Raw genomic sequence first — 20,851 nt, forward strand, 5'->3', positions numbered from 1 at the left:
GGGCACTGCTTGCGAGTTTGAGGGCGATGAGGGGTGATGCCCGGGATCGGACGGGGTTCATGGCAGCGCGACCGCCTCCGGCTCGGTGATCCGGACCAGGTCGGCCTCGTGCAAGGCGGTCCAGAGTGCGTCGGGGATCAACAAGGCGAGCCGCTCCATCATCTCCTCGACCTGTTTCTCTCCGACCAGCCCGGGGATGACGCTCGCGACCGCGGGATGGCGGAGCGGGAACCGCAAGGCCGCGGCGGGGAGCGGGACATGATGATCATCGCAGATCTGCTCGATCGCCGCGGCGCGCAGCAGGATGGTCTCGGGCGGTGCGCGATAATCGTAACGCAGATCACGGACCGTTCGCGTCGACTGGGCAAGGATGCCGCTATTATATGGACCGCCGACGATCAGCCTTGTCCCTTTCTCGAGACAGCGCGGCAGCAAGCGATCGAGTGCGCTCTGGTCGAGAAGGGTGAACCGGCCGGCAAGGAGAATAACGTCAAGCTCGACTCGGGCGAGCAGATCCAGGCAGATTGCGGTCTCGTTGACCCCGAGGCCGAGCGCTCGAACCGCGCCCTGATCGCGGAGGGCGCGCATCGCCGGATAGCCGCTGTCCAGAAAGTCGCGCAGGTGCCGGTCGCCGGCTGCGCCGTGGGTGAGCGCGCCGAGATCATGGGCGAGCAGGATGTCGATCCGGTCGCGGCGAAGACGGGCGCAGCTTTCCTCCACGCTGCGCAGGATCGCGTCTCCACGATAATCGAAGCGGGGCTCGAACGCGGCTGCATCGACGAACCCGTGACGCTCGCCCCCGCAGCCTTCGATCGGATCGAGCAAGCGTCCGACCTTGGTCGAGACGATTGCCTCTCTTTTGCTGTCGATGGCCGCGAGGGCTGCTCCCAGACGGCATTCCGAAAGGCCGAAGCCGTAATGCGGCGCGGTGTCGAAATAGCGGATCCCGGCTTGCCACGCCGCGGCGACGGTGTCGTGCGCTTCGCAATCGCTGACGGGCGCGTACAGGTTGCCGATGCCGGCGCAGCCCATGCCGTAGGCGGGAAGCCCCAAGGCGGTCACGCGAGCATCTCCGCCGTGAGCCGATAGATGCGGCCTGCATTTCCGCCGAACACCGCGGCCTGCGCGCATGCAGGGACGAGCTGGCGTGCAAGGGCCTGCCAGCCCGCGTACGTCGAAACGGCGTTCAGCACCGGCCAGTCGCTCCCCCAGATGATCCGATCCGTTCCGAATAGGGCAATCAGCGCCTCCACATAAGGCGGGATCGCATCGGCGCCCGCCGACCCGCACTCGCTGAGCAGACCGGAAAGCTTCACGGCGACATGGCGTTGATCGGCAAGTGGGGCGATGGCTGCCCGCCAGGCCGCAAACCCGTCCGCTTCGTCGATGCGCGGCTTTGCGGCATGATCCACCACGATCCGGATCGGAAGCCGCGCGGCGAGCCGGGCAAGCGCCGGAAGATGACGTTCGCGGACCAGAGCCTCCAGGCAGAGATCCGCATCGGCGAGTGCGGCGAGGCCTGGTGCAAGATCCGGATCGTCATACCAGTCGGCGGGCCGATCCTGGACCATGGGCCGCATTCCGGCGAGTTTCCGGTGGAGTGCGAGCGCTTGAATACGGCGGGAAGCACCGGGTGCGGCAAGATCGCTCCAGCCGATCACCGCTGCGACTCGATCCTCCTGTTCCGCCAGCCCGAGCAGCCACTCCGTGTCGGCAGCGCTCTCCTGGCTCTGGACGAGAATGGCGGCGGTCATGCCGAGCGGCAGCGCCGTCTCCCAGAATTCGTCCAGGTCGAAGTCTCGGTAGAGGCGGAGCTCGGCGGCAGTCGGCCAGCGGCAGCCGTTCCGACCCAATTGCCAGACGTGGACATGCGTATCGATCATGCCGGGACGCGAGCCGACTGCCGGGCAAACAGCAGCACGACGAGGAAGGCGCCGGCCGGCAGCAGCATCGCCAGACGGATCGTTCCGGAAAGATCGGAGAGGAGCCCCATTGCTGCGGTGATCACCGCTCCGCCGATGATCGCCATCACGATCAGCGAGGATCCGAGCTTGGTCAGCGGCCCGAGGCCCCGCAGCGAGGCCGCGAAGATCGTCGGGAACATGATCGACATGAAGAAGCTGGCGAGGGTCAGCGCGACGACCCCCAGGATGCCGCCGGCGAGCGCGGCGACGAGCGCGAGTGCGGCATTGATCGACGCGAACAGGCCGAGCAAGCGCAGCGGCTCGATCCTTTTCATCAGTGCGGTTCCCGCGAAGCGACCGACCATGAACAGAATGAGGGCCAGGATCAGAAGATCGGCGGCACGCTTTTCACCGGTGCCGGGGACCTCTTCCTGCACATAACGGATCGTGTAGCTCCACAGGCCGACCTGCGCGCCGACGTAACAGAATTGGGCAAGCACGCCGGCAAGATAAAGAGGGCGCTGGAAGAGCGCTCGGAAACCGCCCACTTGGCTCGAGTTCTCTCCCGCCACTTGCCGTCCGGCAATCGCGGGAAAGCGGGTGAGGGCGATCAGCAGAGCCCAGAACAGGACGCCGAGACCGATCACCAGATAGGGCATCTGAACCGCTGCGGCCTCCTCCGCGCGCCAGGCCGCGACCGCGCTGGAGCTCATCGCAGCGATCTCCTCGGGCTGCCGCTCGATCCCGGAGAGGATGAAGGTCCGCCCGATCAGGATCCCGGCGATGGATCCCAGCGGATTGAACGCCTGGGCGAAGTTCAGGCGGCGCTCCGCATCCTCTGCAGGGCCAAGTGCGGCGACCATCGGGTTCGCGGCCGTCTCGAGGAAGGCGAGGCCGCCGGCGATGACGAACAGAGCGGCGAGGAAGAAGACGTAGCTCTGCGCCTGGGATGCCGGCAGGAACAGGAGTGCGCCGCCGCCATAAAGGCAGAGTCCGAAGATGACCGCGCGCTTGTAGCCGTATTTCTGCATGAACAGGGCTGCGGGCACGGCGATGAGGAAATAGCCGAGATAGAAAGCCGATTGGACGAGGCCCGACGCCAGATCGGAGAGGGTGAACGCCTTTCGGAAGTGCGGAATCAGGACGTCATTAAGGTTGTTCGCAATCCCCCAGAGGAAGAACAGGCTGACGATCAACCCGACGGCAAGTCTGGTCCTCGCCCCGTCACTGCCGCTTCCGGCCATGCCCTTCTCCTTCGTGCCGGTCTCTGGCGGACCGTGCGGGACAAGCTTAGCGCATCACTTTCATATATAGAAGTCACTTTCTCGATGCGCAGTGCGTGGAGCGAGGATCGCCCGTCCATCGCTCTGAAGCAAGCCCGCCCTCCCATCGCCGATCATGCGTCTTCTCTTGGAATCCCACACCTTTTGCTGCGATGCACAAGATGCACTTGCTGCAGCGCAATATGCATTTGCGCTGCCCTTGGGCATCGGCGATCAATCGGGCGAGAGGATGAACCCTGGAAGCTCCCTGTGACCGGAGGCTTTGAAATGCTCGAACATCTCGTACTCGGCTTTGCCGGACTCTCGCTTGCCACTGCCGCCGCTGCCCAGCCGGCGGCGAACCGCATCTCCTTCGATGGGGTGACTGCCGAATATACGAGATCGATCGACGGCGAGGGCGCGCTGCACCTCGAGGGGCGGTTCATCGAGACCAGCGAGCCTTTCCATTTCATTGTTTCCACCGATGGCCGCGCCAAGGGTGAAGTTGCCGGCCGCGACGTTCGCTTCAGGGTGCCGCGCTCGGTTCGCGAGGCGGCTTTCGGACACGGCAGCGCGTCCGCAGCGTCGCTCGGTGAGCAGGTCGCGTTGGCAGCGGAAAGTGCCTCTCAACCTTGAGAATTGTCCAGCTCCTCGAACTCGGAAAGGGATCGATGTCGGAAGACGATCAGGCCTATTTCTCTCGCCGGGCCGAGGAGGAGATCAGCCGCGCGCAGGCCTCGCACCACGAGGCTGCCGTGAGCGCCCATTACCGGCTCGCCGGTTATTATCTCGACCGCGTATTTGGTCCCGGTCCGGAGCCAGGAGAGCTGCTCGTCTCGAGCCGTTGATCCGGCGGACCCTGTCAGCGTACCGGCCGCCGCATCACCCAGGTGATGCGGCGGCCCTGTTTTTCATTTCCCTTTCTCCGCGACACCGTGACCGGGAACAGAATGCTGCTTTGGTCTTTGGGTGAACAAGGGCGCATGGCCCGGCGGGCTCCCGGCCAGCCGATCGCAGCGAGAAATATGGCCGAAACAGACGAAGCGACAGCGACGGGCGGCACGGGATGGCTCGTGAGCCTGGCCGCAGGCGCCGCAGCGATTGCGCTCGGTTTCGCGCTGCTGCTTTTCCCGTCCGCAGGACTCGACCGATTCCTGAGGATCTCCGGAGGCGCCTATCTGCTCGCCTCGGCGCTCGAGATCATGGCGGCGACGCGGGAGCGTGTCCGGGATGATCGTCTCGCGGCGTTGGTCCTCGGCATCGGCGGAGCACTTGCTGGGGCGATGCTGCTGATCGCGGCCTCGGCACCGCTCCACCGGCTCAATCTGCTGCTGATCGGTGCTATCGCGGTTCGTGCCGTCAGTGCCGGCGGCGTCGGCATGCTGATCGAGGCGCGTGGCCGGGGGTGGATGCTGTGCCGCGGCCTTGGTGAAGCCGCCGTCGGGATTTTGTTGATCGTGACGATGTTCGCCGTGCTGGCCGCTCTGCCCTTTGCTTCCCTCAGCACCGGGTTCACCAAGGCGCAGTCGAGCGTAACCGCGGATTTGCGCTATTTCATTGCGGCGAGCCTCGTGTTCGCCGGCGGGAGCCAGATCCTGGTCAGCCTCTGTGCGCCGATCGCCCGGCATCTGAGGGGAGGCGACTCCTGCGCGAAAGACGGTGTAGTCTCCTGAGAGCGGAGCCGGACGCGTGGCGGCGAGGGCTTGAAGGCGGCATAGGGAGAGAGCATGATTTGCCGGATCTGGAAGGGCTGGACGACGGTCGAGAACGCGACCGCCTACGAGCATGTGGTGCGCGGCGAGGTCATACCGGGCATCGAGGCGATGGAAATAGCGGGCTTTCGTCATATCGATCTGATGCGGCGCGATGGAGCGGACGAGGTCGAATTTCAGACGATCATGTGGTTCGACTCTCTCGCGTCGATCGAGGCATTCGTCGGGCCCGATTCGGAGATCAGCCACGTTCCTGCGGCGGCACGTGCGGTCCTGAAACGCTTCGATGCCCGCGCGGCGCATTACACGGTCATCGATCGCCGCCCGCAGGGGTGATTCCTCTCCCGTTCAGGCGAGAGGGCAGGAAGTGGGGGAGCCGGTCGAGTCCCCCGATCTCTCCAATTCCCCGACAACTCTGCCCGTCTCCCGGCCTCTCCCCTTGAAGGGGAGGGGAGCGATTGCGACACGTTGCGACACTTTTCCGGATTTTTCGACAAAGCTCCGCGACGCGCGAGGCCCAGATGTCTCTCAACGCCGGATGACGGCGCACCAAGGAGACAGAGCATGAAGACCGTCAAGAAGATCATCCTCGCCGGCGTCGCCGCTTCCGTCGTCGCCGTTCCCGTCGCCGCCGAAGCCGCACCGGGTGGCCGCTACGACAATGATCGCGGCCGGGTCGAGCGGGTCGAGACCACCCGCGTCGTTCAGCGCAACAACGGCCGCCAGGTGGTCAATGTGAAGCAGGTGCGCCGCGACGACCGCGCCAGCTATCGCAGCTTCCGCCGCGGCGAGCGGTTCGACAGCCGCTATGCCCGCAACTACCGGGTGATCAACAATCCCCGCGCCTACCGCCTCTCCGACGCCCCGCGCGGCTATCGCTGGGTCCAGTCGGGCAATGATGCGGTGCTTGTTGCGATCACCAGCGGGATCATCGGCGCGGTGCTCGGCAGCCGCTTCTAAGCCGGCGCCGAAGGCCCCGGGGCGGGAACGTCCCGGGCCTTCGGCGTCAAGCCGCGCGGGGACCCTGTTCGAAGCGCAGGCGCAACGAGCCAGGTCGCTTGCCCGAGCGCCAGCGATCCGTCACAATGGCGTGGATGGGGCTTGGGAATTCACTTTCGAGTCCCGGACACAGGAGAGGCATATATGCCGTCTCGACCGCCCACGGATCCGTTCCTCGCGCTCTGGCAGATGCCGATGCGCATCTCGGCGCGCTATTGCGAATTCTGGTTTTCGATGCTTCCGTCGCACCACCTCAGCGGCGAGGAGCGCGAGGACAAGGCGCATGCGCAACTCGTCGTGCCGGAGCCGCTCAAGACGATCGAGGATCGCGATCTCTTCGCCTGAAGCGTAAGCTTCGCGTGCGAGGCAGGCCGGACGGAGAGACCCGGATTCAGTCGTCGAGCGCGTCCAGCAGGTCGTCCACGATGTCATGCAAGTCGCCCTGCAGATCGGGATTGCCGAGATCGAACAAGGCGTCGGCGATCGCCTCCTCGTGACGCGGCTCGAAGCCGAGATCTTCCCGGCTCTCGACCAGGCTCGCCCATTGCGCGACGTCCTCCGCGCTCAGCTCTGCGGACGCGTAGCGGCGAAGCACGGCCGCGAGATGCGTGCGTCTGAGGGTCTCGGCCGGCTGGTCGCTCCAGTCCAGCGCATCGAGTGCCTGGTTCAGCTCCGAGAGAGGCCTGTCTAAGGCGAGAAGGGAGGAAAGGGTCGCGCGACGGTCCATGGCCTCTCCTATCATCGGCGCACGGACTTCCGAAAGAGGCAGCCGAAGCGCTTCTGGCGAACGGCGCAGCCGCCGCTTCGCCCACGACGCGCGATTCGGCTCAGGCGCAGCCTTCGACATATTGGATGCTCGGACCGCCGGCGTGGATCGCCTGCACCCGTCCGTTCGCGCCGATTTCGTAAACGATGCCCCGGGCAGCGGCGTTCTGGACATAGTCGCCGGTGCCGCCGCCAGCCTTCCAGACGGTGACATAGACCGCGGGCGCGGCCTCATATTTGTGCGGCGTCTCGTCCGCAGATGCCCCGTATGTGCTCACCACCTTCGCCTTGCTGTCGCCGACGCCGAGGCCCCGATCGGTGCGCAGCGTCGCGCCGTCGATGAGTGAGATGCGGGTCAGCTTGCCGTCTTCGATCATCACCAACAGTCCCTCCGGAGCACGGGCCGGGTGGAACTGATCGCAGGCCTCCGGATCGGGGCCGCCAACGGCGCCGGAATTGGAATCCGGACCGAGCGCTGCAACGACCTCGGCGACGCTCATGCCGATGCGGAGCGGCCCCCATCCGGTGGCGGCAAGCGGCTGGTCGGGGGAGGAAGGGGCGGTCCCGCGCGTCGGCGAAGCGCTTCCCTCCGAAGACATGTTCGATGTGGCAGCGGGCTGCGGAGCGGTCTGCGCCGTGGGCATGTCCTCGTTCGACTGCTGCACGGGCTCGGCACCACTGCACGCGACAAGGCCAAGGATGCAGGGCAGGACAAGGCCTCTCATGACCGGATGTTCCTCTTTGCGTGGTCAGCGATTGTGACCGGGAAGGCGCCCCGGGGCAACAGGGCGACAAAGATCTGCGACAGGTGGGTGGCGCAACGGCATCATGCGGTTATCCTGATACTCATGACGCTCGGTCTGATCCCCTTCGCACCTGAACATTTCGCAGTCCTCGCCGGCTGGTTCGCCACCGAGGCGGAGCTGGTCTCATGGGGTGGTCCGTTCCTCGAACATCCGCTGCGCCGCGATCAGATGCAGGCGATGATCGACGAAGGCGCCGGCACCCCTCCCGGCCGCTTGTGCTGGATGGGCGTTCATGCGGATCGCCCGGTGGGGCATGTGCAGCTGGCGTTCGACTGGCGGAACGGCAGCGCCCGCCTTGCCCGCGTGGCGATCGCGCCCGATGCACGCGGTCAGGGGCTTGCGGTGCCGATGGTGCGGCAGGTCGTCGACCGGGCCTTTGCTCACCACGAGGTGGAGCGGCTCGAACTCAACGTGTACGCCTGGAACAGAGCGGCGATCCGCACCTATCGTCGGCTCGGCTTCGTCACCGAAGGCGTGCGGCGTTCGTCCACCCGTGTCGGAAGCGAACGCTGGGATACCGCGATCATGGCGGTGCTCAGGGGCGAGTGGAGATCACCCGGCCCCGACACCTCCGTCGCGAAACCTGCGAACGTTCAGCCGGTGGCCCAGGGATCGTAGGAGCCGAAGCTCCAAACGTTCCCTTCGGAGTCACGCGCTTCGTAGCTGCGGCCGCCATAATCCTGATCGCGCGGCGGATTGATGATCTCGACGCCCGCGGCGGCGGCCCGAGCGTGGTGCGCGTCCGGATCGTCGAGCACGACATAGAGGATGCAGGTGACACGGCCCTCGGTCTCCGCGGGGGTCGCCATCCCGAACGGGTTGGAATGTGCCGTGTTGAGCATGATCATGCTGTCGCCGAGGGTCAGTTGGGCGTGCTGAATGCTAACGCCGTCTTCGCTCGCATGAACGGCATGCCGGGTGAAGCCGAATGCAGCGCAAAGCAAGTCGATGGCGGCGGGCGCGTCCCGGTAGCTGAGATTGGCGATTATGCCGGGGCGTAACGTCATGATTTGGCTCCTGTCATCTGGGGAGGCCATTGCTTGTCAGAAAGATCGCTGCCCTGATTGCACGTTTGTAACCTCAGTCTTCGACCAATCCGCCCATGTTGGGGAGAGAGCGGGCGAGGAACATGCGCGGCGTGACACCGGCGAACTCACGGAAGTCGCGGAGCATATGCGGCTGATCGAAATAGCCTGCTTCGAGTGCGAGCGCCGCCCATTCGGTTCGGCTTCCGCTTTGCAGCTGCGCGGTCAACCGTCCGAACCGGGCGAGGCGGCGGTAGAGGCGCGGGCTGACCCCGGTCGCCTGGCGGAAGCGGACGCTGAGGTGCTTGCGGCTGCACCCGAGGTCCGCGGCGAGGTCGCCGACCTTCTCCTCGGCAGATCGGTGAAGTGCCGCCGAAAGGTAGGTCACGAGCGGATCGGCGGCTGCATCCGAGAGCCGCTCACTCAGCATGCCGTCGAGCAAGGCGGCACGATCCAGGGGCGTGGTCGCTTCCGCAACCCGGGCGCACAAGGTGCGACCCCATTCCCCCGCCGCAACATTCAGCGGCAGGGTTCGGTCGACCATCTCGCCCAACGGCAAGCGGAGCAATCGTCCGAGCGTCTGCAGGGGCATGTGGACGTGAACTCCCGCCTGCGTTCCGTTCGAGCGGGCAAGCGCGTGCCGCAGATGAACGCCGCCGGCGAAGCCCTCCCCGGCGCGTATCGTGATGCGTTCGCCATTGCCGTCGACAATGTCGATCGGATCGCCCAGATTGACGATCAGCACAGGATCGATGCTCGGCAATTCGCGCCGGGTCGTGAACCCGCCAGTCTCTTCCCAATAGTCCGAATAGGAGGTCACCAGGCCCGCCAAGGCGCTGGCCGTTCTCAGCCGCGCCATCTCCCACCGGTTCACGCCATCGTCATGGGCGTCGACGCGGATGAGCCGCTCGGATGGATTGGCGAACATCATCGAAGCCTAAACACAATCCGGCTATGGTGCGACGGCAGAAACTCTGTTGCGAAAATCGCTTGACTTACTTGAAACGCGGTGCGATTTACGCAAATGCCATCTTGGCGCTCTCTTGGGCAGACAAGAAGGGCTTGGGCGGACTTTCCCGCATTCACAAGGTTCTCCGATGTGCTGGCGAGGTTGGGGAACCTAACCTGGATCAGTCTGTTGATTCCACGTCTGGTCTCCCTACCAGGCACTGGACGGTAGAACTGGGGCGCCCGGCGACAGACGGGCGCCCCGTCTTTTCTGGCACCCCGCCGCGGCAGCGCGCGTGCCGTGGGACGGCGAAGGCCACAGCTTGCAGAGCCGCAGCCACGGCGGCATCAGCTTGCGGAAAAGGGAGAACAAGGTGGACCTCGAACTGCTGGCGATCTGCGCGCTCACCTTTGTCATCCACCTCATCGGGGCGCTGGCTTATGCGGTGCGGATTGCGGGCGTGCGGACGCGCCGGATCGCGATATCCTTCGCCTTGTTCAACATCCTCGTGCTGGTCTCGCGAACCTCGAACTCGTTTCAAGGGCCGTTCCTCGCCAAGAGGATCGAGGAGGATCTCGCCTCTCCATTGACCGCCCACGTCCTGTCCGATCTACGCTGGATACTGCTGACGGCGACCTTGGCGACGCTCGTCGGCGCGCTAGCCGTGCCGACGTTTCAACGCCTCTTCAGCCGTGCCGTGCTGCATTTCCAGGTGCATCGATCGATTGCGAAGATGCTTCTTCATGGCTTTGCCAAAGGAGGCCTCGGCGCCGTGAGGGAGGCGCTGACCCCGCCGCGAGTCCGGCAGGTGACGGCGCTGAAGGGCGGCACCGGACTACCGATCCGCGTGATTGCGATGAACGTTGCCGCGCAGGCATTGCTGACGGTCGGGATCTACGCGACGTTCTACGCCGGCTACCTCGAACCGGATTTCCGCGTGACTGCCTCGTCGCTGTCGGCGGTGGTAAACGGAGTGGCGACCTTGCTGCTGTTCGTGTTCATCGACCCACAATTGTCGGTGATGACCGACGACGTTGTCGATGGCCGGGTCAGCGAGCCGGCTTTCCGCCGCGCCGTCGTCGCGCTCAGCATCAGCCGGGTGGCGGGTACGTTGGTCGCACAGGCATTGCTCGTACCCGCAGCCTATCTGGTCGTATTCGTCGCGCGTTCGATTTGAACTCTCGCCGAGGCCTCGGGTCCGTGGAACGGCGCCGGATCCTTCAGTCGCGTCCTGGATACAGGCCGATGACGAGCCACAGCGACAGGCTCATCAAGGCTGCCGCGAGCATGTGCGCACGCGGATCGTAGGGGCGCAATATGGCCGCGGCCAGTAGCGTCACGATCGCAGCGCCGATCGAGAGCAAGGCGAGTGTCCATTCGACGCGAGGGCGATCCATGCATTCGGCAGGCACTCGAATGAGACTCCATGTCAAGCGTTTGAGACGACATTGCCGAAGACAATGCGCCAGGAGCATAGACTAAATGCCGTCAGCGTCTCGGATTGCAGAATCCAACTCGAACTTGGTGCCGCGCCTCGCGGGAATCGACCGATCTTTCGGCGCTTGTGTCTGCACAGGAAGGCTGGTTGCCGTGACAAGCCTGTCTCCGTTCGGGTCGAAATGCTGCCGCGCGCAGGCAACTTGGGTGCAACCTCTCGCAGCCGCCTTGGTTTTGTTCCGAAAGCTCCGCCTCAACGGTTGGCGATCGGCGGCCGGGAAGGGGAACGGAAAGGCATTGGTTTGAAGTCGCTTCTCTACGCGAGCGCAAGTGCACTCGCGCCCGGCGATGAACAGGCGGAGGTTGAGCGGATCGTCTCGACTGCCCGAGCGCGCAACGCCGACCTCGGCGTGACCGGCACCCTAGTTTTCACGCGGACCCGCTTTGCCCAGATCCTCGAGGGTGCCGACGGCGTCGTCGACGCGCTGATGGCACGGATTGCGCGCGATCCCCGGCACGAACAAGTCACTGTTGTCGACGCAATCCCCATCGATCGCCGCATGTTCGACGATTGGACGCTGTCGTATTCGGGCGGCTCGCGCTACGTCGACAAGCATATTGCGCCATTGCTGGATGGCGGCGGCAGCGGCGGCGGGGATGCGCGGCAGCTTCGGCGTTTGATGCAGGCGCTCGCCGACGCGAGCTGACCAGGGCGAGAGGGAGTGCCGACTCTCAGTCGAGCAAGGCGGCAGCGGCGCGGAGCATCTCGATCAGTTCCCCGGGCGTGAACGGCTTTACGATGACATCCCGTGCGCCGGCGTGGAGCGATCGGGCGGCGAGCGGCAGATCCGGTACCGCGCACATCGCAATCATCGGCCAATCATAACCGCGTTCCCGAAGCGCACGGATCGCGCCGATCCGTTCCGCACCGGGGCCACCGACATCCATCAGCAGCCAGCCGGGCGGCCGGTCCGCCGCCAGCTGAGCAAAGGCATCGGGTGTCGGATAGGTAAACGCCCAATACCCTGCGGCTTCGAGCGTGCGCGCGATCGAGGCGGCGCAACCTCGATCTTCATCGACGATATAGACGCGTTCGGCCATCTGACCTCCGGCAGGCCGACCCACTGAACCTGCACATGAAAGGAACCCTGCGGCAGCGCTGCGGTTCCGGCGTTAACCATTGTTTTCAAACGGAAATGGAGCATCTGTCGGTAGCAATGTCGGCAAGCCTCTGATTTCGCGCGCTTAGCGCGATTGCTGCGCAGCAATGCTGAGGATGAGGCCGCCGAGGTTCGCGGCACGACGGCCTGCGCGCGGTCCCGCAGCGCGGCTGCTGGAAATGAATTTCGGTGCGCAGGGCGCGCGCCATAATGCGGAGAGAAGACATGACGACACTTGCGGCAGCCATGCCCGCGAGCGGCCCGGTGCCGTGCGCGCGCGACGCGGACATCCTGTTCGATCTGGGGATCAGTTATTCAACGGGAACCGGCGGCAAGCCGGTCGACATCGTCGAGGCGCACAAATGCTTCAACCTGGCCGCGCTGACCGGCCACGCCAGCGCCGCCGAAGCGCGCGCAAGTCTCGCCGTCGACATGACCATGGCCCAGATCGCCGCCGCCCAACGCGCGGCCCGAAGCTGGATGGTGTCCGCCGCGGGCCCAACCCCTGACTCTGGGACGGGCCACGCGCATTCAGCGAAGGCCACAGCAAGTGGCGTTAACCGTTGCTAGTGCGATCGCTCGGACGAAATCACGACCCTTCACTTCCTGCAAGTTGAAAGCTGGAACGAATAGTGAACTTCTATTTTGTCCTCCTGTGGTTCTTGAGAACGGAGCCGTAGGTGGAGGTAAGGTGAGCAAACGTGAACCAGCGACGGGGCCCGCGCGACCGACGCTCCAGGCGGAATCGAGTGCCTGCATGACTTCCCCGAACAAAGGCCGCCCGATGACGATCTTGAGGCGTCTGGGGGATGGAACGTCGCCGAGGTGATCATCGAGATGCTGGCAAGGGGAGGCTATGTTCAAGAAAGCGTCGAACCGGATGATGAGCATCACTGCTGGTTCGTCATCGTGAACAAGGACGACAAGGAATATTGGGTTCGCATCTACGTGTTTGACGACGTGACGGTCTCGGCAGAAGAGCCCCCCAGGGGATGTTTCGCTCCCCCTGGACCGGAGCGTGAACCGCCGGAACAGTTGCTCCGCTTTTTGTGGGCGGAAATGGAGCAAGACGGGCGGTTTCGAGATTTCGAGTGGCTTTCCCACGCGATCAGTGGCCTTGGGCTGGTCACTCCGGTGGGCGAGCCACGTCCCAGAACACTCGCGTGGTGGGCGAGAATGCAGTGAGTCTACGCGGCTCGATCGTCGGCAGGGCGAAAGCTTGAGCTGCGCTGGACAGCAGATCAGGGCATTATCGCAACAGTTCTGCAGAGATGGAGGCGAAGGGCCGCGGGCCGCTTGCCTGTCCGAACCATCGCGAACCGGGTTCGCTGGTGGGCGCTGACGGGCTCGAACCGCCGACCCTCTCGGTGTAAACGAGATGCTCTACCAACTGAGCTAAGCGCCCTGTGCGGGAAGGGCGCGTTTGCGTGACTTTGCGTGCGCGGTCAAGATGGAGAGGGGAGTTCGACGCTTCGACGGACTCCCCTCTTTCTCTTACTGCGTGCCGGCGCTTGCCGCGGCCGCTTCAAGCTGTTCGGCAGTGGCACCGGTGACGAGCCCGCTCTGGCCGAGCGCAAGCGCAGTGCGCGGCAGGCGCACTGCCTTGCCCGACGGGAGCTTCAAGGTGACGAATTCGGGATCGACCGCGTCGATCGTCCCGGCGGGGGTGCCGGCCGAGCCGAGCACGGTCGCACCGGTCGTGATCGCCGCATCCTTCTTGGCCAATTGCTGTTCCACCGCGGCGTTGAGCTGATCGCGGGTCATGCCGAAGAGCAGGGCGCCTTCGTGCGGCGTCACGGACGCCCTGGCGATCGGCACTTCATGCTTGTCGGTTTTGATGATGTAGGTTTCGCCTTCCACGCGGGCGACGGTGCCGACCTCGGCGCCCTTGTCGTCCTTGACGATGGTCCCCGGCCCCACGGCCGCCTGTGCCGCCGGCTGCTGTGCCGCGGCCGGAAGCGCGGCCGCCAGGGCGAAAGCGGCGACCGAAAGCTTCATGTTGTTCACGATGTTCATCCCGACTCCTGAGAGGTGTGCCGCCGTAGGGGCAGCCGATATGAGAATCCCCGTTCTGGCCGCCGCCGCGTACAGCGAACGGCCGGAGTCCATGGCTAGCGGGCCGCGTCGGCGCGGCCATATCGTGGCGACGGAACGACGCGGATTAGCGACGGGACGCCGGATCTTTGCGGATCAAAGCCGAATCCAGCCCATCAGCACGAGCAGGACGAACGTACCCACAGCGGTGATGAGCAGCGAGCCCAGGCAGCCGAAGCGGTTCGAGAAGAAGAAGAACAAGGCGAGTCTCCGCGGCGTATCGCGTCAACGCCACGCTCGCTCACAAGCTCCTGATCAACGTCACCGCGACGGCCGCCCAGGGCGGGCTGGCGACGACCAATTGCCGCTGGCCGGCGCCCAGAGGCAGGATGTGGAGCTTGCCGGCCTCGCGCCCGATCAGGCGTCCGAAGAGGAAGCGGCCCCCCGGGCGCGGCACCAGGACATCGCGGTTCATGGCGCTGCCGATCGCGTCCGGGGGAATTCGGCTGAGCCAGATTTGGTCGCCCGCACGATAGTCCCCGATTCCGGCCGAGACGGTGATCGCCACGCTGTCAGGAACCGGTCGCGGCTGCAGCGACATCTGCTCGCGTCTGGGCGCGACGGCGCCATCCGCGCCGAGCATGGCCGCGACGGGAACATCCTCGCGATCGGGCAATCGCACCAGGTCGCCGGCTTCGACATCGAGTGCGGCAGCAATCCGGTTCAGCCAGCCCACGGACACGGTGCGGGTCCCGGTCTCGAGCCTTCCGATCGTCTGTGGGGTGGTCGGCGGGCTGCAGCGCGCGGCGACGTCCTGCAGGGTCAGCTTCCGCGACCGACGGACTTCCCGGATGCGCGTGATCATTGCCACTCCCCAACCTGTTCGGTTCCTTACTCTGGGCAAGGGCGGCCGGGCTGACAAGAGGCGGGGCACCAGTCCGATCGCGCGGCGTTGCGCGTGCATGACGGTCTATTTCACCAGCGACACCCATTTCGGCGATCACCGCACGATCAACATCCACAAGCGGCCGTTCGCATCTGTCGCGGAGATGGATGCGGTGCTGGTGGAGGCATGGAATGCACGCGTCGGGCCGGCGGACGAGATCTGGCACCTGGGCGATTTTGCCCGCAAGGAGGCGGACGTGCCGGCACTGCTCGGCCGGCTGAACGGCACCAAGCATCTCGTGCGCGGCAACAACGATCCGCCGGGAACGCTCAGTTCCGCGGGTTGGGGAAGCGTGCAGGACTATGCCGAGATCGACCAGGAGGGCGTCAAGATCATCCTCTGCCACTATCCCTTCCGAAGCTGGAATGGCCAACACAAGGGAGCGATCGACCTTCACGGCCACAGTCACGGCAAGCTGAAGCCGGTGCCGCGCCAACACGATGTCGGAGTCGATGTCTGGGCCTGGCGCCCCGTCACCCTGCCCGAGATCCTGGCGAAAGGGTGAAGCGCTTGTCCCCCTTTGGCGATCGGCGTAGGTGTCTCCGCGGATCCGAAACGGGGGCTTGCAATGATCGTCTACGGCCATTCCTTATCGCCTTACGTCCGCAAGGTTCTTGCCTTTGCAGCCGAGAAGGGCATCGAGATCGAAAATCGAACGGTGGGTCTCGGTTCGGACGAGCCCGAATTCCTGGAGGCGAGCCCGTTCCGAAAGATGCCGGGATTTCGCGACGGCGATTTCACCATTTGCGATTCGACCGCGATCGTCACGTATCTGGAAGCGCTACAGCCCGATCCGCCGCTGATTCCCGCAGAGCCGAAGGCGCGTGCACGCACGATCTGGTACGAGGAATTCGCCGACACGATCCTGATGTCGCCAGGGCAAACCTTGTTCTACAACCGAGTCGTCGCGCCGCGTTTCCTCGGCCTGGCGGGTGACGACAAGGCCGCCACCCGCGCGCAGCGAGAGGAATTGCCTCCGATCTTCGACTATCTAGAGCGAACCATCCCTGAAGATGGCTTTCTGGTCGACGGGCGGCTGACGCTTGCGGACATCGCGGTGGCGAGCCCGTTTGCGAACCTTGAACATGTTGGCGCCACACCGGATCCGGATGCTTATCCGAAGACGACCGCCTATATCGCGGCAATCCTGTCGCGGCCGAGCTTTGCGCATTGGATCGAACGTGAGCGGAGCTTCCTGCAACGCAAGGCCGCCTGAGACGTCATAGGGCCAAACATTTCGCACGACCTGGCTGCCAGCGCCAAGTTCCGGGTCGCGCTATCCGGATGAGGCGCGATGCACGACCGATTGCGAAGGCGGTGAACTGAAGCGTGTCAGGCCCGGCCCGACAGCTGACCGCGGTTGCGTGGGCCGCGGTCCTCGTACCGGCTCCAGCCGCAGCGTGGGCAGCTATCATTCTGCAGGTTCGGGTGGATGCCCCACGGCGTGCGAGGCGAGCAGGTCACCAGCCTGAAGCCGCTGGTCGCGACGGCTGCCGGGAGGCTCGCCATCAGGCCGCGCGCTCCCGAGAGGCACGAACACGAAGAAATGGCTGGTCCATCGAGACTCACTCCATGTTGCACTGCATCATAGATTGCCCCGACGTGACATCAGGTCAAGCGCCGCAGACCTGACGTGAATAATTCGCGTTGCTGGTCAATCCGGTTCAGCTCCGGCTGTAACGTCGGCAGAACGTGGCGATGCGCAGCATGGTCAAGACCGCGCTGATCAGCAGCAAAGGCAACAAGTACGCAAGAACAAGCATTTCGACTTCCTGTCGGGAAAGTGCGGATTGCATCGGATCAACGGACGGCAGTCCGCCTTCCGTTCCGCCTTGTTGTGTGCTGTTCAAGTCCAATGGGGGCGTTGCTGTGTCTGGCCGAGCGGTTGCGCAGCCTTCCCGCGTCGCGAGATCAAACGTCGAGATCGCGCGCGTAGCGGTAGGTCGCGCGGGTCCAGCCAAGCCGTCGGAAGAAATCGGGCGCCGCGCCGATCTCGATCTCCGCCAGCGCTTCAACCCGGGTGCAGCCCGCGTCGGCGAGACGCGCTTCGGCTTCCTCGACGAGCGCGCGACCGATGCCGCGGCGCCGCGCCGGCGGTGCGACATGCAGGAAGGTGATACGGCCGAGTGGCGCGTCCCGCTGGAGGAGAGGCAGTGCGTGCCAGGCGAGGCACCCGAGAATGGCGCCATCTTCCTCGGCAACGAGCGGCGGCTCGCCCGCCTTTCGCTGTGCACTGATGCGCACCGCGATCGTCTTCGCATCCCCGGTGTCGCCGAGCAAGGCGGCAAGTCCCTGGGCATCTGCCGGGCGTGCATCGCGGATCTTGAGGATCGGCCGCGAGGGAGAGGGAGGCGGTGGCGCCGGAGGCGGGGGAGCGACACGCGGGGGATCAGGTGGTGGCGGACCGGTTTCCGGAACGGTTGCTACTGCACTCTCGACGATCCTAAGCTTTGGCTTTGCGCTCGGCGGCGGCGGTGGCGGCGGAGTCGGGGGCGGCTCCGCGGCGGGGCGCACACGCTTGTCCTTCGCGGCGCGCGGCCGGGCGGCCTGCGTCGCTTCGGGTGCCACGTTGTCGGTCCGAGGCTTGGACTTCGTCTGCGGCGCCGGCTCGGCGGCGGCAAGGGAACTCTTCCAATCGGCGACGAGCCCCTTGCGAAGGAAGGATTCGATCGCCTCGGGCGAAGCGGTCAGCCCATCCGGCCCGAAGCCGAATATTTCAGTATCGGACGCCGCGTCCTTCAGGCCATAATGGCCGTAATCTCCGACACCCGGGGTGCGGCGCCGCGATTTGACCAGCCGGCAACCGCGATTGGCGGCCATATCGCGCAGCATCTTGTCGCGGTCAGCGTCACCCATGGCCGGATCCGGGCGAGCCGATGCCGCGCAGATCGACTTGGCGACATCGGGCTCGGAGACGTTGTTGCAGGCGCGGGGCAGCAGCCGGGCCGCTGCTCCCGCTCCGCATCAGGCGCTCTGCTTGGTCTTCTTGGTCTTGGCGCCGGCGCTTTCACTGTCGCTCTTGCGCGCGCGGACGAGTGGGATGGCGGCTGCCGCTGCGAGGCCAGCGACCACCGCAGCACCGGCTACAATCGCCGTCTTCGGATTCTCGCGTACCAGATCCGCGACCTTCGCACTCCGGCTGCCGATGCTCGATTTCGGCTGCTCGGCAGGCGCCTTCTTCTCGCTCGGGGCTGCGTGCGGCATTGCGGAATTGGGGATGTGCGACATCATAGTCTCTCTTCATGGATCGGGGGAATGCAATTGGAACGGAACGATGCAGCCAAGGTTCCCGATAAGCGGCCCGCGCTGCGCCTGAGCGCAACGAGCAAGGAAAGAGTTTGGCGCCGAACAGCAGAGGCACGCGGAGCATGGCACCTGGTTCAACGGACCTCGGAAGCTTATCAGGCGTACTTGGAGGCGTCGGCTTAACGGCAGGCCCACTCAGCCTCGATCTTCTCGATCGGGCGATCGGGTGCCCCGCCGACGCTGACAGTCGCCGGGCCTTCAGACATGTTCGCCTGCCCGGGAGCCCGCACCGCCCGGCCGATGCTGACGCTCGCACCGTCGGCTACGAAGAATCCGCCGGAAATCCCCACCGGACCGCCGATACGGAGGCGGGTAACGCGGCCGTCGATCCGGGCGAGCCCGCCGGACGTATTCGAAACGAGGAGCAGGCGATCGCTCTGGCGCAGGCTGCAATGCGCGCCGGCGGTGAAGCCGGCTGGAATGTCGCGCTCGGCGAGGCTGTCGAGGCGTGGGCCTCGCGACTCCTGCTCGGGTTGCGAGACCCGGGCGTCCTCGATCTGGTTGTAAAGCTCGTTTGCCGAGAGATCGGATGCCTGCGCGCGATCGTCCGCCTTGCCGCATGCCGCCAAGAGCAGCAGGCAAACGACCGTCGCTGCCCGGGCTTTGAAGGCCGCGATCGAGCCCGCCCGACACATCTTTGTGTCGATCAAAGGGTGGGAAAGGGTTTGCGGCATGGACGGTGAACGAGCGCGTCCCGTACTTGGTTGCCCGGCTCGGGCGGCTGCCTATCTTTTGTTTCGGCCGCGTTTCTTCAGAAACCTTGATCCAGGTCATGAGTAGAGGATGCGAGGGAGGCAAGCGACAGCGCAAGCGAGGCAGGCGATGACGCCCACTTTCTACTTTCATCTCCGCGGCGAGGATTACGAAGTGCCCGATCTTACCGGCCAGGTCTGCGCCGATGACGCGGCTGCACGTGACGAGGCCGAGCGTCTCGTCGCCGATCTCGTCGAGACGGCCCGGCTCTCCGGCGACGCGCCGTGCGCCGGCACCATCGAAGTGCTCGATGAAGATCAGCGTCCGATCCTGACATTGCCTCTTGGCCGGAGCGCCTCCTGATGCTGGCCTACCCGGTCCGCCTGGTGCCAACGCGGGAGGGCCGGGTGCGCGCCGTTTTCCCAGATCTGCCGCAGGCGGTCGCCGAGGGTGACGATGAGGAGGACGCCCTGTTCCGCGCGAAATTCGTGCTCGAAATGTGCCTCGGTCACCTGACGAGTCACGGCCACCGTCCGCCGCCCGCGTCCGAAATTTGCGGCGCGCCGATGATCGAAACGACGAAGTTCACCCGCGCCGAAGAGCCGCTTGCATCCTGACCTTGATCTTCCCTGCCGTTTTGCGGCACCTGCCCTCCGACAAGGCCCGCCGGGCCATTTCATCGCTCCGAACACAGATGCGTGCGGAGTGGGTTGAAGCGGGTCGGACGGCGGGAAGAGGGAGGGAACATCCTGATGAAGTGCGTGCGGATGATCGTTCTCGGAGGCCTGCTGGCAACGGGAGGGTGCATGAGCGTCGAGGGTTCGAAGACGTCCTACGAGACGGTCGGGAAGATCGTCAGCCCTGCACCGGGCCTTGCGGCGCTGGTCCCGGGGGACGCAAAGATCGAGAAGCTCGCCGACGGGTTTACCTGGAGCGAAGGCCCGGTCTGGATCCGTGACGGCAGATATCTGCTGCTCAGCGATGTTCCCGCCAACAAAATGTATCGCTGGTCCGAGGACGACGGACTTACGGTGTTTCTCGAGCCTTCCGGTTTTTCGGGGCCGGACGCCAAGGGGTTTCGGGAGCCGGGCTCGAACGGTTTGATCCCCGGTCCAGGCAATTCGATCCTGGTTGCCGATCACGGCAACCGTGCGGTCGCGCAGCTGGATCTCGCGACCAAGAAGAAGACGTTCCTGGCAACACGATTCGAAGGAAAACGCTTCAACTCACCGAACGACATGGTCCGCGCCTCCGATGGTTCGATCTATTTCACCGATCCACCTTATGGGCTTGAAGGTATCAATGATTCGCCGTTGAAGGAGCTCGGCTGGAACGGCGTGTACCGGCTGCGGCCGAACGGCGATGTCGAGCTGCTGGTGAAGGATATGAGCTTCCCGAACGGGATCATCCTTTCACCGGACGAACGGACGCTCTACGTCGCCAATTCGGATCCGGAGCGCGCCGTGATCATGGCCTTCCCACTTTCCGAAGCAGGAAGCATTGGTGAAGGACGGGTTTTTGCCGACTTGACCGCACTGGCCAAGTCCGGTTTGCCGGGTCTTCCGGATGGTATGGCAATCGATAAAAAGGGAAATCTCTTCGCCACTGGTCCGGGCGGCGTTCATGTCTACACGCCCGCCGGCAAGGAGCTTGGCAGGATCGACACTGGTACCGCGATCGCCAATTGTGCGTTCGGGGAAGACGGCCGTACGCTCTTTCTCGCCTCCAACAACTTCCTCGGAAAAATACGGTTAAGCACAATAGGGCTTGGCTATTGACGCGAAGTGGCCGAGTAGCGCCGCAACCGAATCAATTCGGAAAAGTTGCTTCGGGCATGATTCTCATTTGAGACG

30 protein-coding genes and 1 tRNA gene are annotated in these 20,851 nt (G+C 64.9%); 16 read left to right on the plus strand and 15 right to left on the minus strand.

Annotation, left to right across the window (positions count from 1 at the left end; all coding sequences use genetic code 11):
* Positions 1-57: 57 nt before the first annotated feature.
* The 3 genes from C7I55_RS02475 to fucP are packed head-to-tail and all read right to left on the minus strand — an operon-like array spanning position 58 to position 3,148.
* Complete coding sequence (locus C7I55_RS02475; protein WP_332888399.1) at positions 58-1,062, minus strand: aldo/keto reductase; 1,005 nt, start codon at positions 1,060-1,062, stop codon at positions 58-60.
* On the minus strand, positions 1,059-1,883 hold the full coding sequence (locus tag C7I55_RS02480) for an amidohydrolase family protein (protein WP_106511280.1): 825 nt from the start codon (positions 1,881-1,883) through the stop codon (positions 1,059-1,061). The genes C7I55_RS02475 and C7I55_RS02480 overlap by 4 nt, the downstream gene beginning before the upstream one ends.
* Positions 1,880-3,148 (minus strand): L-fucose:H+ symporter permease, encoded by a 1,269-nt coding sequence (gene fucP, locus C7I55_RS02485; RefSeq protein WP_106511281.1) that lies wholly within the window; start codon positions 3,146-3,148, stop codon positions 1,880-1,882. Before fucP ends, C7I55_RS02480 begins: the two co-directional genes overlap by 4 nt.
* A gap of 306 nt (positions 3,149-3,454) precedes the next feature.
* Between fucP and C7I55_RS02490 the strand changes: the two genes are divergently transcribed.
* The 6 genes from C7I55_RS02490 (at position 3,455) to C7I55_RS02515 (ending at position 6,222) form a co-directional block, all read left to right on the plus strand.
* Entirely contained in the window at positions 3,455-3,802 is a 348-nt protein-coding gene (locus tag C7I55_RS02490) for a hypothetical protein (protein ID WP_106511282.1), read from the plus strand.
* 35 nt (positions 3,803-3,837) lie between these two features.
* A complete protein-coding gene (locus C7I55_RS28425) occupies positions 3,838-4,014 on the plus strand; it encodes a hypothetical protein (RefSeq protein WP_199192682.1) in 177 nt (58 codons plus the stop codon).
* Between the two features lie 225 nt (positions 4,015-4,239).
* The gene (locus C7I55_RS02500; RefSeq protein WP_146150906.1) at positions 4,240-4,839 is read left to right on the plus strand and encodes a DUF308 domain-containing protein; all 600 of its coding nucleotides are present in this window, start codon (positions 4,240-4,242) and stop codon (positions 4,837-4,839) included.
* 54 nt (positions 4,840-4,893) lie between these two features.
* Positions 4,894-5,214 carry an antibiotic biosynthesis monooxygenase gene (locus C7I55_RS02505; protein ID WP_106511285.1) on the plus strand — a complete coding sequence of 107 codons (321 nt, stop codon included), beginning with the start codon at positions 4,894-4,896 and terminating at the stop codon, positions 5,212-5,214.
* A gap of 228 nt (positions 5,215-5,442) precedes the next feature.
* Complete coding sequence (locus C7I55_RS02510; protein ID WP_106511286.1) at positions 5,443-5,838, plus strand: RcnB family protein; 396 nt, start codon at positions 5,443-5,445, stop codon at positions 5,836-5,838.
* Between the two features lie 183 nt (positions 5,839-6,021).
* Positions 6,022-6,222, plus strand: coding sequence for a hypothetical protein (locus C7I55_RS02515; protein ID WP_106511287.1), 201 nt, complete (start codon positions 6,022-6,024; stop codon positions 6,220-6,222).
* 46 nt (positions 6,223-6,268) lie between these two features.
* Here C7I55_RS02515 and C7I55_RS02520 read toward each other — a convergent pair whose 3' ends face one another.
* Positions 6,269-6,604 (minus strand): hypothetical protein, encoded by a 336-nt coding sequence (locus tag C7I55_RS02520; RefSeq protein ID WP_106511288.1) that lies wholly within the window; start codon positions 6,602-6,604, stop codon positions 6,269-6,271.
* Between the two features lie 100 nt (positions 6,605-6,704).
* Positions 6,705-7,367 (minus strand): hypothetical protein, encoded by a 663-nt coding sequence (locus C7I55_RS02525; protein WP_106511289.1) that lies wholly within the window; start codon positions 7,365-7,367, stop codon positions 6,705-6,707.
* 123 nt (positions 7,368-7,490) lie between these two features.
* On the opposite strand from C7I55_RS02525, the gene C7I55_RS02530 reads away from it, so the two are divergent.
* Positions 7,491-8,066 (plus strand): GNAT family N-acetyltransferase, encoded by a 576-nt coding sequence (locus C7I55_RS02530; RefSeq protein WP_106511653.1) that lies wholly within the window; start codon positions 7,491-7,493, stop codon positions 8,064-8,066.
* On the opposite strand, the gene C7I55_RS02535 is transcribed toward C7I55_RS02530, so the two are convergent.
* Together C7I55_RS02535 and C7I55_RS02540 are read right to left on the minus strand one after the other, a co-directional pair.
* Positions 8,042-8,455, minus strand: coding sequence for a VOC family protein (locus C7I55_RS02535; protein ID WP_106511290.1), 414 nt, complete (start codon positions 8,453-8,455; stop codon positions 8,042-8,044). The genes C7I55_RS02530 and C7I55_RS02535 overlap by 25 nt on opposite strands.
* 73 nt (positions 8,456-8,528) lie before the next feature.
* Complete coding sequence (locus C7I55_RS02540; RefSeq protein WP_158266251.1) at positions 8,529-9,401, minus strand: helix-turn-helix domain-containing protein; 873 nt, start codon at positions 9,399-9,401, stop codon at positions 8,529-8,531.
* Positions 9,402-9,795: 394 nt separating this feature from the next.
* On the opposite strand from C7I55_RS02540, the gene C7I55_RS02545 reads away from it, so the two are divergent.
* A complete protein-coding gene (locus C7I55_RS02545) occupies positions 9,796-10,599 on the plus strand; it encodes a lipid II flippase Amj family protein (RefSeq protein ID WP_106511654.1) in 804 nt (267 codons plus the stop codon).
* A gap of 43 nt (positions 10,600-10,642) precedes the next feature.
* Here C7I55_RS02545 and C7I55_RS27965 read toward each other — a convergent pair whose 3' ends face one another.
* Entirely contained in the window at positions 10,643-10,819 is a 177-nt protein-coding gene (locus tag C7I55_RS27965; RefSeq protein WP_158266252.1) for a hypothetical protein, read from the minus strand.
* Between the two features lie 222 nt (positions 10,820-11,041).
* On the opposite strand from C7I55_RS27965, the gene C7I55_RS02550 reads away from it, so the two are divergent.
* Complete coding sequence (locus tag C7I55_RS02550; RefSeq protein WP_106511292.1) at positions 11,042-11,566, plus strand: BLUF domain-containing protein; 525 nt, start codon at positions 11,042-11,044, stop codon at positions 11,564-11,566.
* Positions 11,567-11,591: 25 nt separating this feature from the next.
* Here the strand turns inward: C7I55_RS02550 and C7I55_RS02555 are convergent, their stop codons facing one another.
* The gene (locus tag C7I55_RS02555; RefSeq protein ID WP_106511293.1) at positions 11,592-11,960 is read right to left on the minus strand and encodes a response regulator; all 369 of its coding nucleotides are present in this window, start codon (positions 11,958-11,960) and stop codon (positions 11,592-11,594) included.
* Positions 11,961-12,244: 284 nt separating this feature from the next.
* On the opposite strand from C7I55_RS02555, the gene C7I55_RS02560 reads away from it, so the two are divergent.
* Both C7I55_RS02560 and C7I55_RS02565 read left to right on the plus strand, forming a co-directional pair.
* Positions 12,245-12,589: a hypothetical protein gene (locus C7I55_RS02560; RefSeq protein WP_199192683.1), complete on the plus strand. Its 345-nt coding sequence runs from the start codon at positions 12,245-12,247 to the stop codon at positions 12,587-12,589.
* A 255-nt stretch (positions 12,590-12,844) separates the two neighbouring features.
* Positions 12,845-13,204 (plus strand): hypothetical protein, encoded by a 360-nt coding sequence (locus C7I55_RS02565; RefSeq protein WP_106511294.1) that lies wholly within the window; start codon positions 12,845-12,847, stop codon positions 13,202-13,204.
* Between the two features lie 144 nt (positions 13,205-13,348).
* On the opposite strand, the gene C7I55_RS02570 is transcribed toward C7I55_RS02565, so the two are convergent.
* The 3 genes from C7I55_RS02570 to C7I55_RS02580 all read right to left on the minus strand — a co-directional run bounded on the left by C7I55_RS02570 (position 13,349) and on the right by C7I55_RS02580 (position 14,918).
* Positions 13,349-13,424 (minus strand) — tRNA-Val (locus C7I55_RS02570).
* A gap of 89 nt (positions 13,425-13,513) precedes the next feature.
* Positions 13,514-14,035, minus strand: a complete 522-nt coding sequence (locus tag C7I55_RS02575; protein WP_106511295.1) for a hypothetical protein — start codon at positions 14,033-14,035, stop codon at positions 13,514-13,516.
* Between the two features lie 319 nt (positions 14,036-14,354).
* Positions 14,355-14,918: a helix-turn-helix domain-containing protein gene (locus C7I55_RS02580; RefSeq protein ID WP_106511296.1), complete on the minus strand. Its 564-nt coding sequence runs from the start codon at positions 14,916-14,918 to the stop codon at positions 14,355-14,357.
* Positions 14,919-15,015: 97 nt separating this feature from the next.
* Between C7I55_RS02580 and C7I55_RS02585 the strand changes: the two genes are divergently transcribed.
* Together C7I55_RS02585 and C7I55_RS02590 are read left to right on the plus strand one after the other, a co-directional pair.
* A complete protein-coding gene (locus C7I55_RS02585; protein WP_106511297.1) occupies positions 15,016-15,504 on the plus strand; it encodes a metallophosphoesterase family protein in 489 nt (162 codons plus the stop codon).
* A 63-nt stretch (positions 15,505-15,567) separates the two neighbouring features.
* The gene (locus tag C7I55_RS02590) at positions 15,568-16,215 is read left to right on the plus strand and encodes a glutathione S-transferase family protein (RefSeq protein ID WP_106511298.1); all 648 of its coding nucleotides are present in this window, start codon (positions 15,568-15,570) and stop codon (positions 16,213-16,215) included.
* A gap of 695 nt (positions 16,216-16,910) precedes the next feature.
* Here the strand turns inward: C7I55_RS02590 and C7I55_RS02595 are convergent.
* From C7I55_RS02595 to C7I55_RS02605, 3 genes are all read right to left on the minus strand, one after another.
* Positions 16,911-17,855, minus strand: a complete 945-nt coding sequence (locus C7I55_RS02595; protein WP_106511299.1) for a GNAT family N-acetyltransferase — start codon at positions 17,853-17,855, stop codon at positions 16,911-16,913.
* A gap of 108 nt (positions 17,856-17,963) precedes the next feature.
* The gene (locus C7I55_RS02600; RefSeq protein ID WP_106511300.1) at positions 17,964-18,230 is read right to left on the minus strand and encodes a hypothetical protein; all 267 of its coding nucleotides are present in this window, start codon (positions 18,228-18,230) and stop codon (positions 17,964-17,966) included.
* Between the two features lie 194 nt (positions 18,231-18,424).
* Positions 18,425-18,940, minus strand: a complete 516-nt coding sequence (locus tag C7I55_RS02605; protein WP_106511301.1) for a hypothetical protein — start codon at positions 18,938-18,940, stop codon at positions 18,425-18,427.
* A 187-nt stretch (positions 18,941-19,127) separates the two neighbouring features.
* Between C7I55_RS02605 and C7I55_RS02610 the strand changes: the two genes are divergently transcribed.
* The 3 genes from C7I55_RS02610 (at position 19,128) to C7I55_RS02620 (ending at position 20,776) form a co-directional block, all read left to right on the plus strand.
* Positions 19,128-19,361 carry a DUF6894 family protein gene (locus C7I55_RS02610; RefSeq protein ID WP_106511302.1) on the plus strand — a complete coding sequence of 78 codons (234 nt, stop codon included), beginning with the start codon at positions 19,128-19,130 and terminating at the stop codon, positions 19,359-19,361.
* Positions 19,361-19,615 (plus strand): type II toxin-antitoxin system HicB family antitoxin, encoded by a 255-nt coding sequence (locus tag C7I55_RS02615; RefSeq protein ID WP_106511303.1) that lies wholly within the window; start codon positions 19,361-19,363, stop codon positions 19,613-19,615. Before C7I55_RS02610 ends, C7I55_RS02615 begins: the two co-directional genes overlap by 1 nt.
* A gap of 189 nt (positions 19,616-19,804) precedes the next feature.
* Positions 19,805-20,776, plus strand: coding sequence for an SMP-30/gluconolactonase/LRE family protein (locus C7I55_RS02620; RefSeq protein WP_106511655.1), 972 nt, complete (start codon positions 19,805-19,807; stop codon positions 20,774-20,776).
* Positions 20,777-20,851: the final 75 nt, after the last annotated feature.

The organism is Allosphingosinicella deserti, assembly GCF_003012735.1.
Classification (GTDB): domain Bacteria; phylum Pseudomonadota; class Alphaproteobacteria; order Sphingomonadales; family Sphingomonadaceae; genus Allosphingosinicella; species Allosphingosinicella deserti.

Bases quoted from the DNA above. Each gene is read 5' to 3' on its own strand.
- C7I55_RS02490 (WP_106511282.1), top strand. From the start codon at position 3,455: ATGCTCGAACATCTCGTACTCGGCTTTGCCGGACTCTCGCTTGCCACT.
- C7I55_RS02525 (WP_106511289.1), bottom strand. From the start codon at position 7,367: ATGAGAGGCCTTGTCCTGCCCTGCATCCTTGGCCTTGTCGCGTGCAGT.
- C7I55_RS02560 (WP_199192683.1), top strand. From the start codon at position 12,245: ATGACGACACTTGCGGCAGCCATGCCCGCGAGCGGCCCGGTGCCGTGC.
- C7I55_RS02505 (WP_106511285.1), top strand. From the start codon at position 4,894: ATGATTTGCCGGATCTGGAAGGGCTGGACGACGGTCGAGAACGCGACC.
- C7I55_RS02520 (WP_106511288.1), bottom strand. From the start codon at position 6,604: ATGGACCGTCGCGCGACCCTTTCCTCCCTTCTCGCCTTAGACAGGCCT.
- C7I55_RS02550 (WP_106511292.1), top strand. From the start codon at position 11,042: ATGCTGCCGCGCGCAGGCAACTTGGGTGCAACCTCTCGCAGCCGCCTT.
- C7I55_RS02595 (WP_106511299.1), bottom strand. From the start codon at position 17,855: ATGGGTGACGCTGACCGCGACAAGATGCTGCGCGATATGGCCGCCAAT.
- C7I55_RS02620 (WP_106511655.1), top strand. From the start codon at position 19,805: ATGAGCGTCGAGGGTTCGAAGACGTCCTACGAGACGGTCGGGAAGATC.
- C7I55_RS02555 (WP_106511293.1), bottom strand. From the start codon at position 11,960: ATGGCCGAACGCGTCTATATCGTCGATGAAGATCGAGGTTGCGCCGCC.
- C7I55_RS02610 (WP_106511302.1), top strand. From the start codon at position 19,128: ATGACGCCCACTTTCTACTTTCATCTCCGCGGCGAGGATTACGAAGTG.
- C7I55_RS02480 (WP_106511280.1), bottom strand. From the start codon at position 1,883: ATGATCGATACGCATGTCCACGTCTGGCAATTGGGTCGGAACGGCTGC.
- C7I55_RS02540 (WP_158266251.1), bottom strand. From the start codon at position 9,401: ATGTTCGCCAATCCATCCGAGCGGCTCATCCGCGTCGACGCCCATGAC.
- fucP (WP_106511281.1), bottom strand. From the start codon at position 3,148: ATGGCCGGAAGCGGCAGTGACGGGGCGAGGACCAGACTTGCCGTCGGG.
- C7I55_RS27965 (WP_158266252.1), bottom strand. From the start codon at position 10,819: ATGGATCGCCCTCGCGTCGAATGGACACTCGCCTTGCTCTCGATCGGC.
- C7I55_RS02575 (WP_106511295.1), bottom strand. From the start codon at position 14,035: ATGAACATCGTGAACAACATGAAGCTTTCGGTCGCCGCTTTCGCCCTG.
- C7I55_RS02590 (WP_106511298.1), top strand. From the start codon at position 15,568: ATGATCGTCTACGGCCATTCCTTATCGCCTTACGTCCGCAAGGTTCTT.
- C7I55_RS02530 (WP_106511653.1), top strand. From the start codon at position 7,491: ATGACGCTCGGTCTGATCCCCTTCGCACCTGAACATTTCGCAGTCCTC.
- C7I55_RS02615 (WP_106511303.1), top strand. From the start codon at position 19,361: ATGCTGGCCTACCCGGTCCGCCTGGTGCCAACGCGGGAGGGCCGGGTG.
- C7I55_RS02580 (WP_106511296.1), bottom strand. From the start codon at position 14,918: ATGATCACGCGCATCCGGGAAGTCCGTCGGTCGCGGAAGCTGACCCTG.
- C7I55_RS02605 (WP_106511301.1), bottom strand. From the start codon at position 18,940: ATGTGTCGGGCGGGCTCGATCGCGGCCTTCAAAGCCCGGGCAGCGACG.
- C7I55_RS02510 (WP_106511286.1), top strand. From the start codon at position 5,443: ATGAAGACCGTCAAGAAGATCATCCTCGCCGGCGTCGCCGCTTCCGTC.
- C7I55_RS02585 (WP_106511297.1), top strand. From the start codon at position 15,016: ATGACGGTCTATTTCACCAGCGACACCCATTTCGGCGATCACCGCACG.
- C7I55_RS02515 (WP_106511287.1), top strand. From the start codon at position 6,022: ATGCCGTCTCGACCGCCCACGGATCCGTTCCTCGCGCTCTGGCAGATG.
- C7I55_RS02535 (WP_106511290.1), bottom strand. From the start codon at position 8,455: ATGACGTTACGCCCCGGCATAATCGCCAATCTCAGCTACCGGGACGCG.
- C7I55_RS28425 (WP_199192682.1), top strand. From the start codon at position 3,838: ATGTCGGAAGACGATCAGGCCTATTTCTCTCGCCGGGCCGAGGAGGAG.
- C7I55_RS02600 (WP_106511300.1), bottom strand. From the start codon at position 18,230: ATGATGTCGCACATCCCCAATTCCGCAATGCCGCACGCAGCCCCGAGC.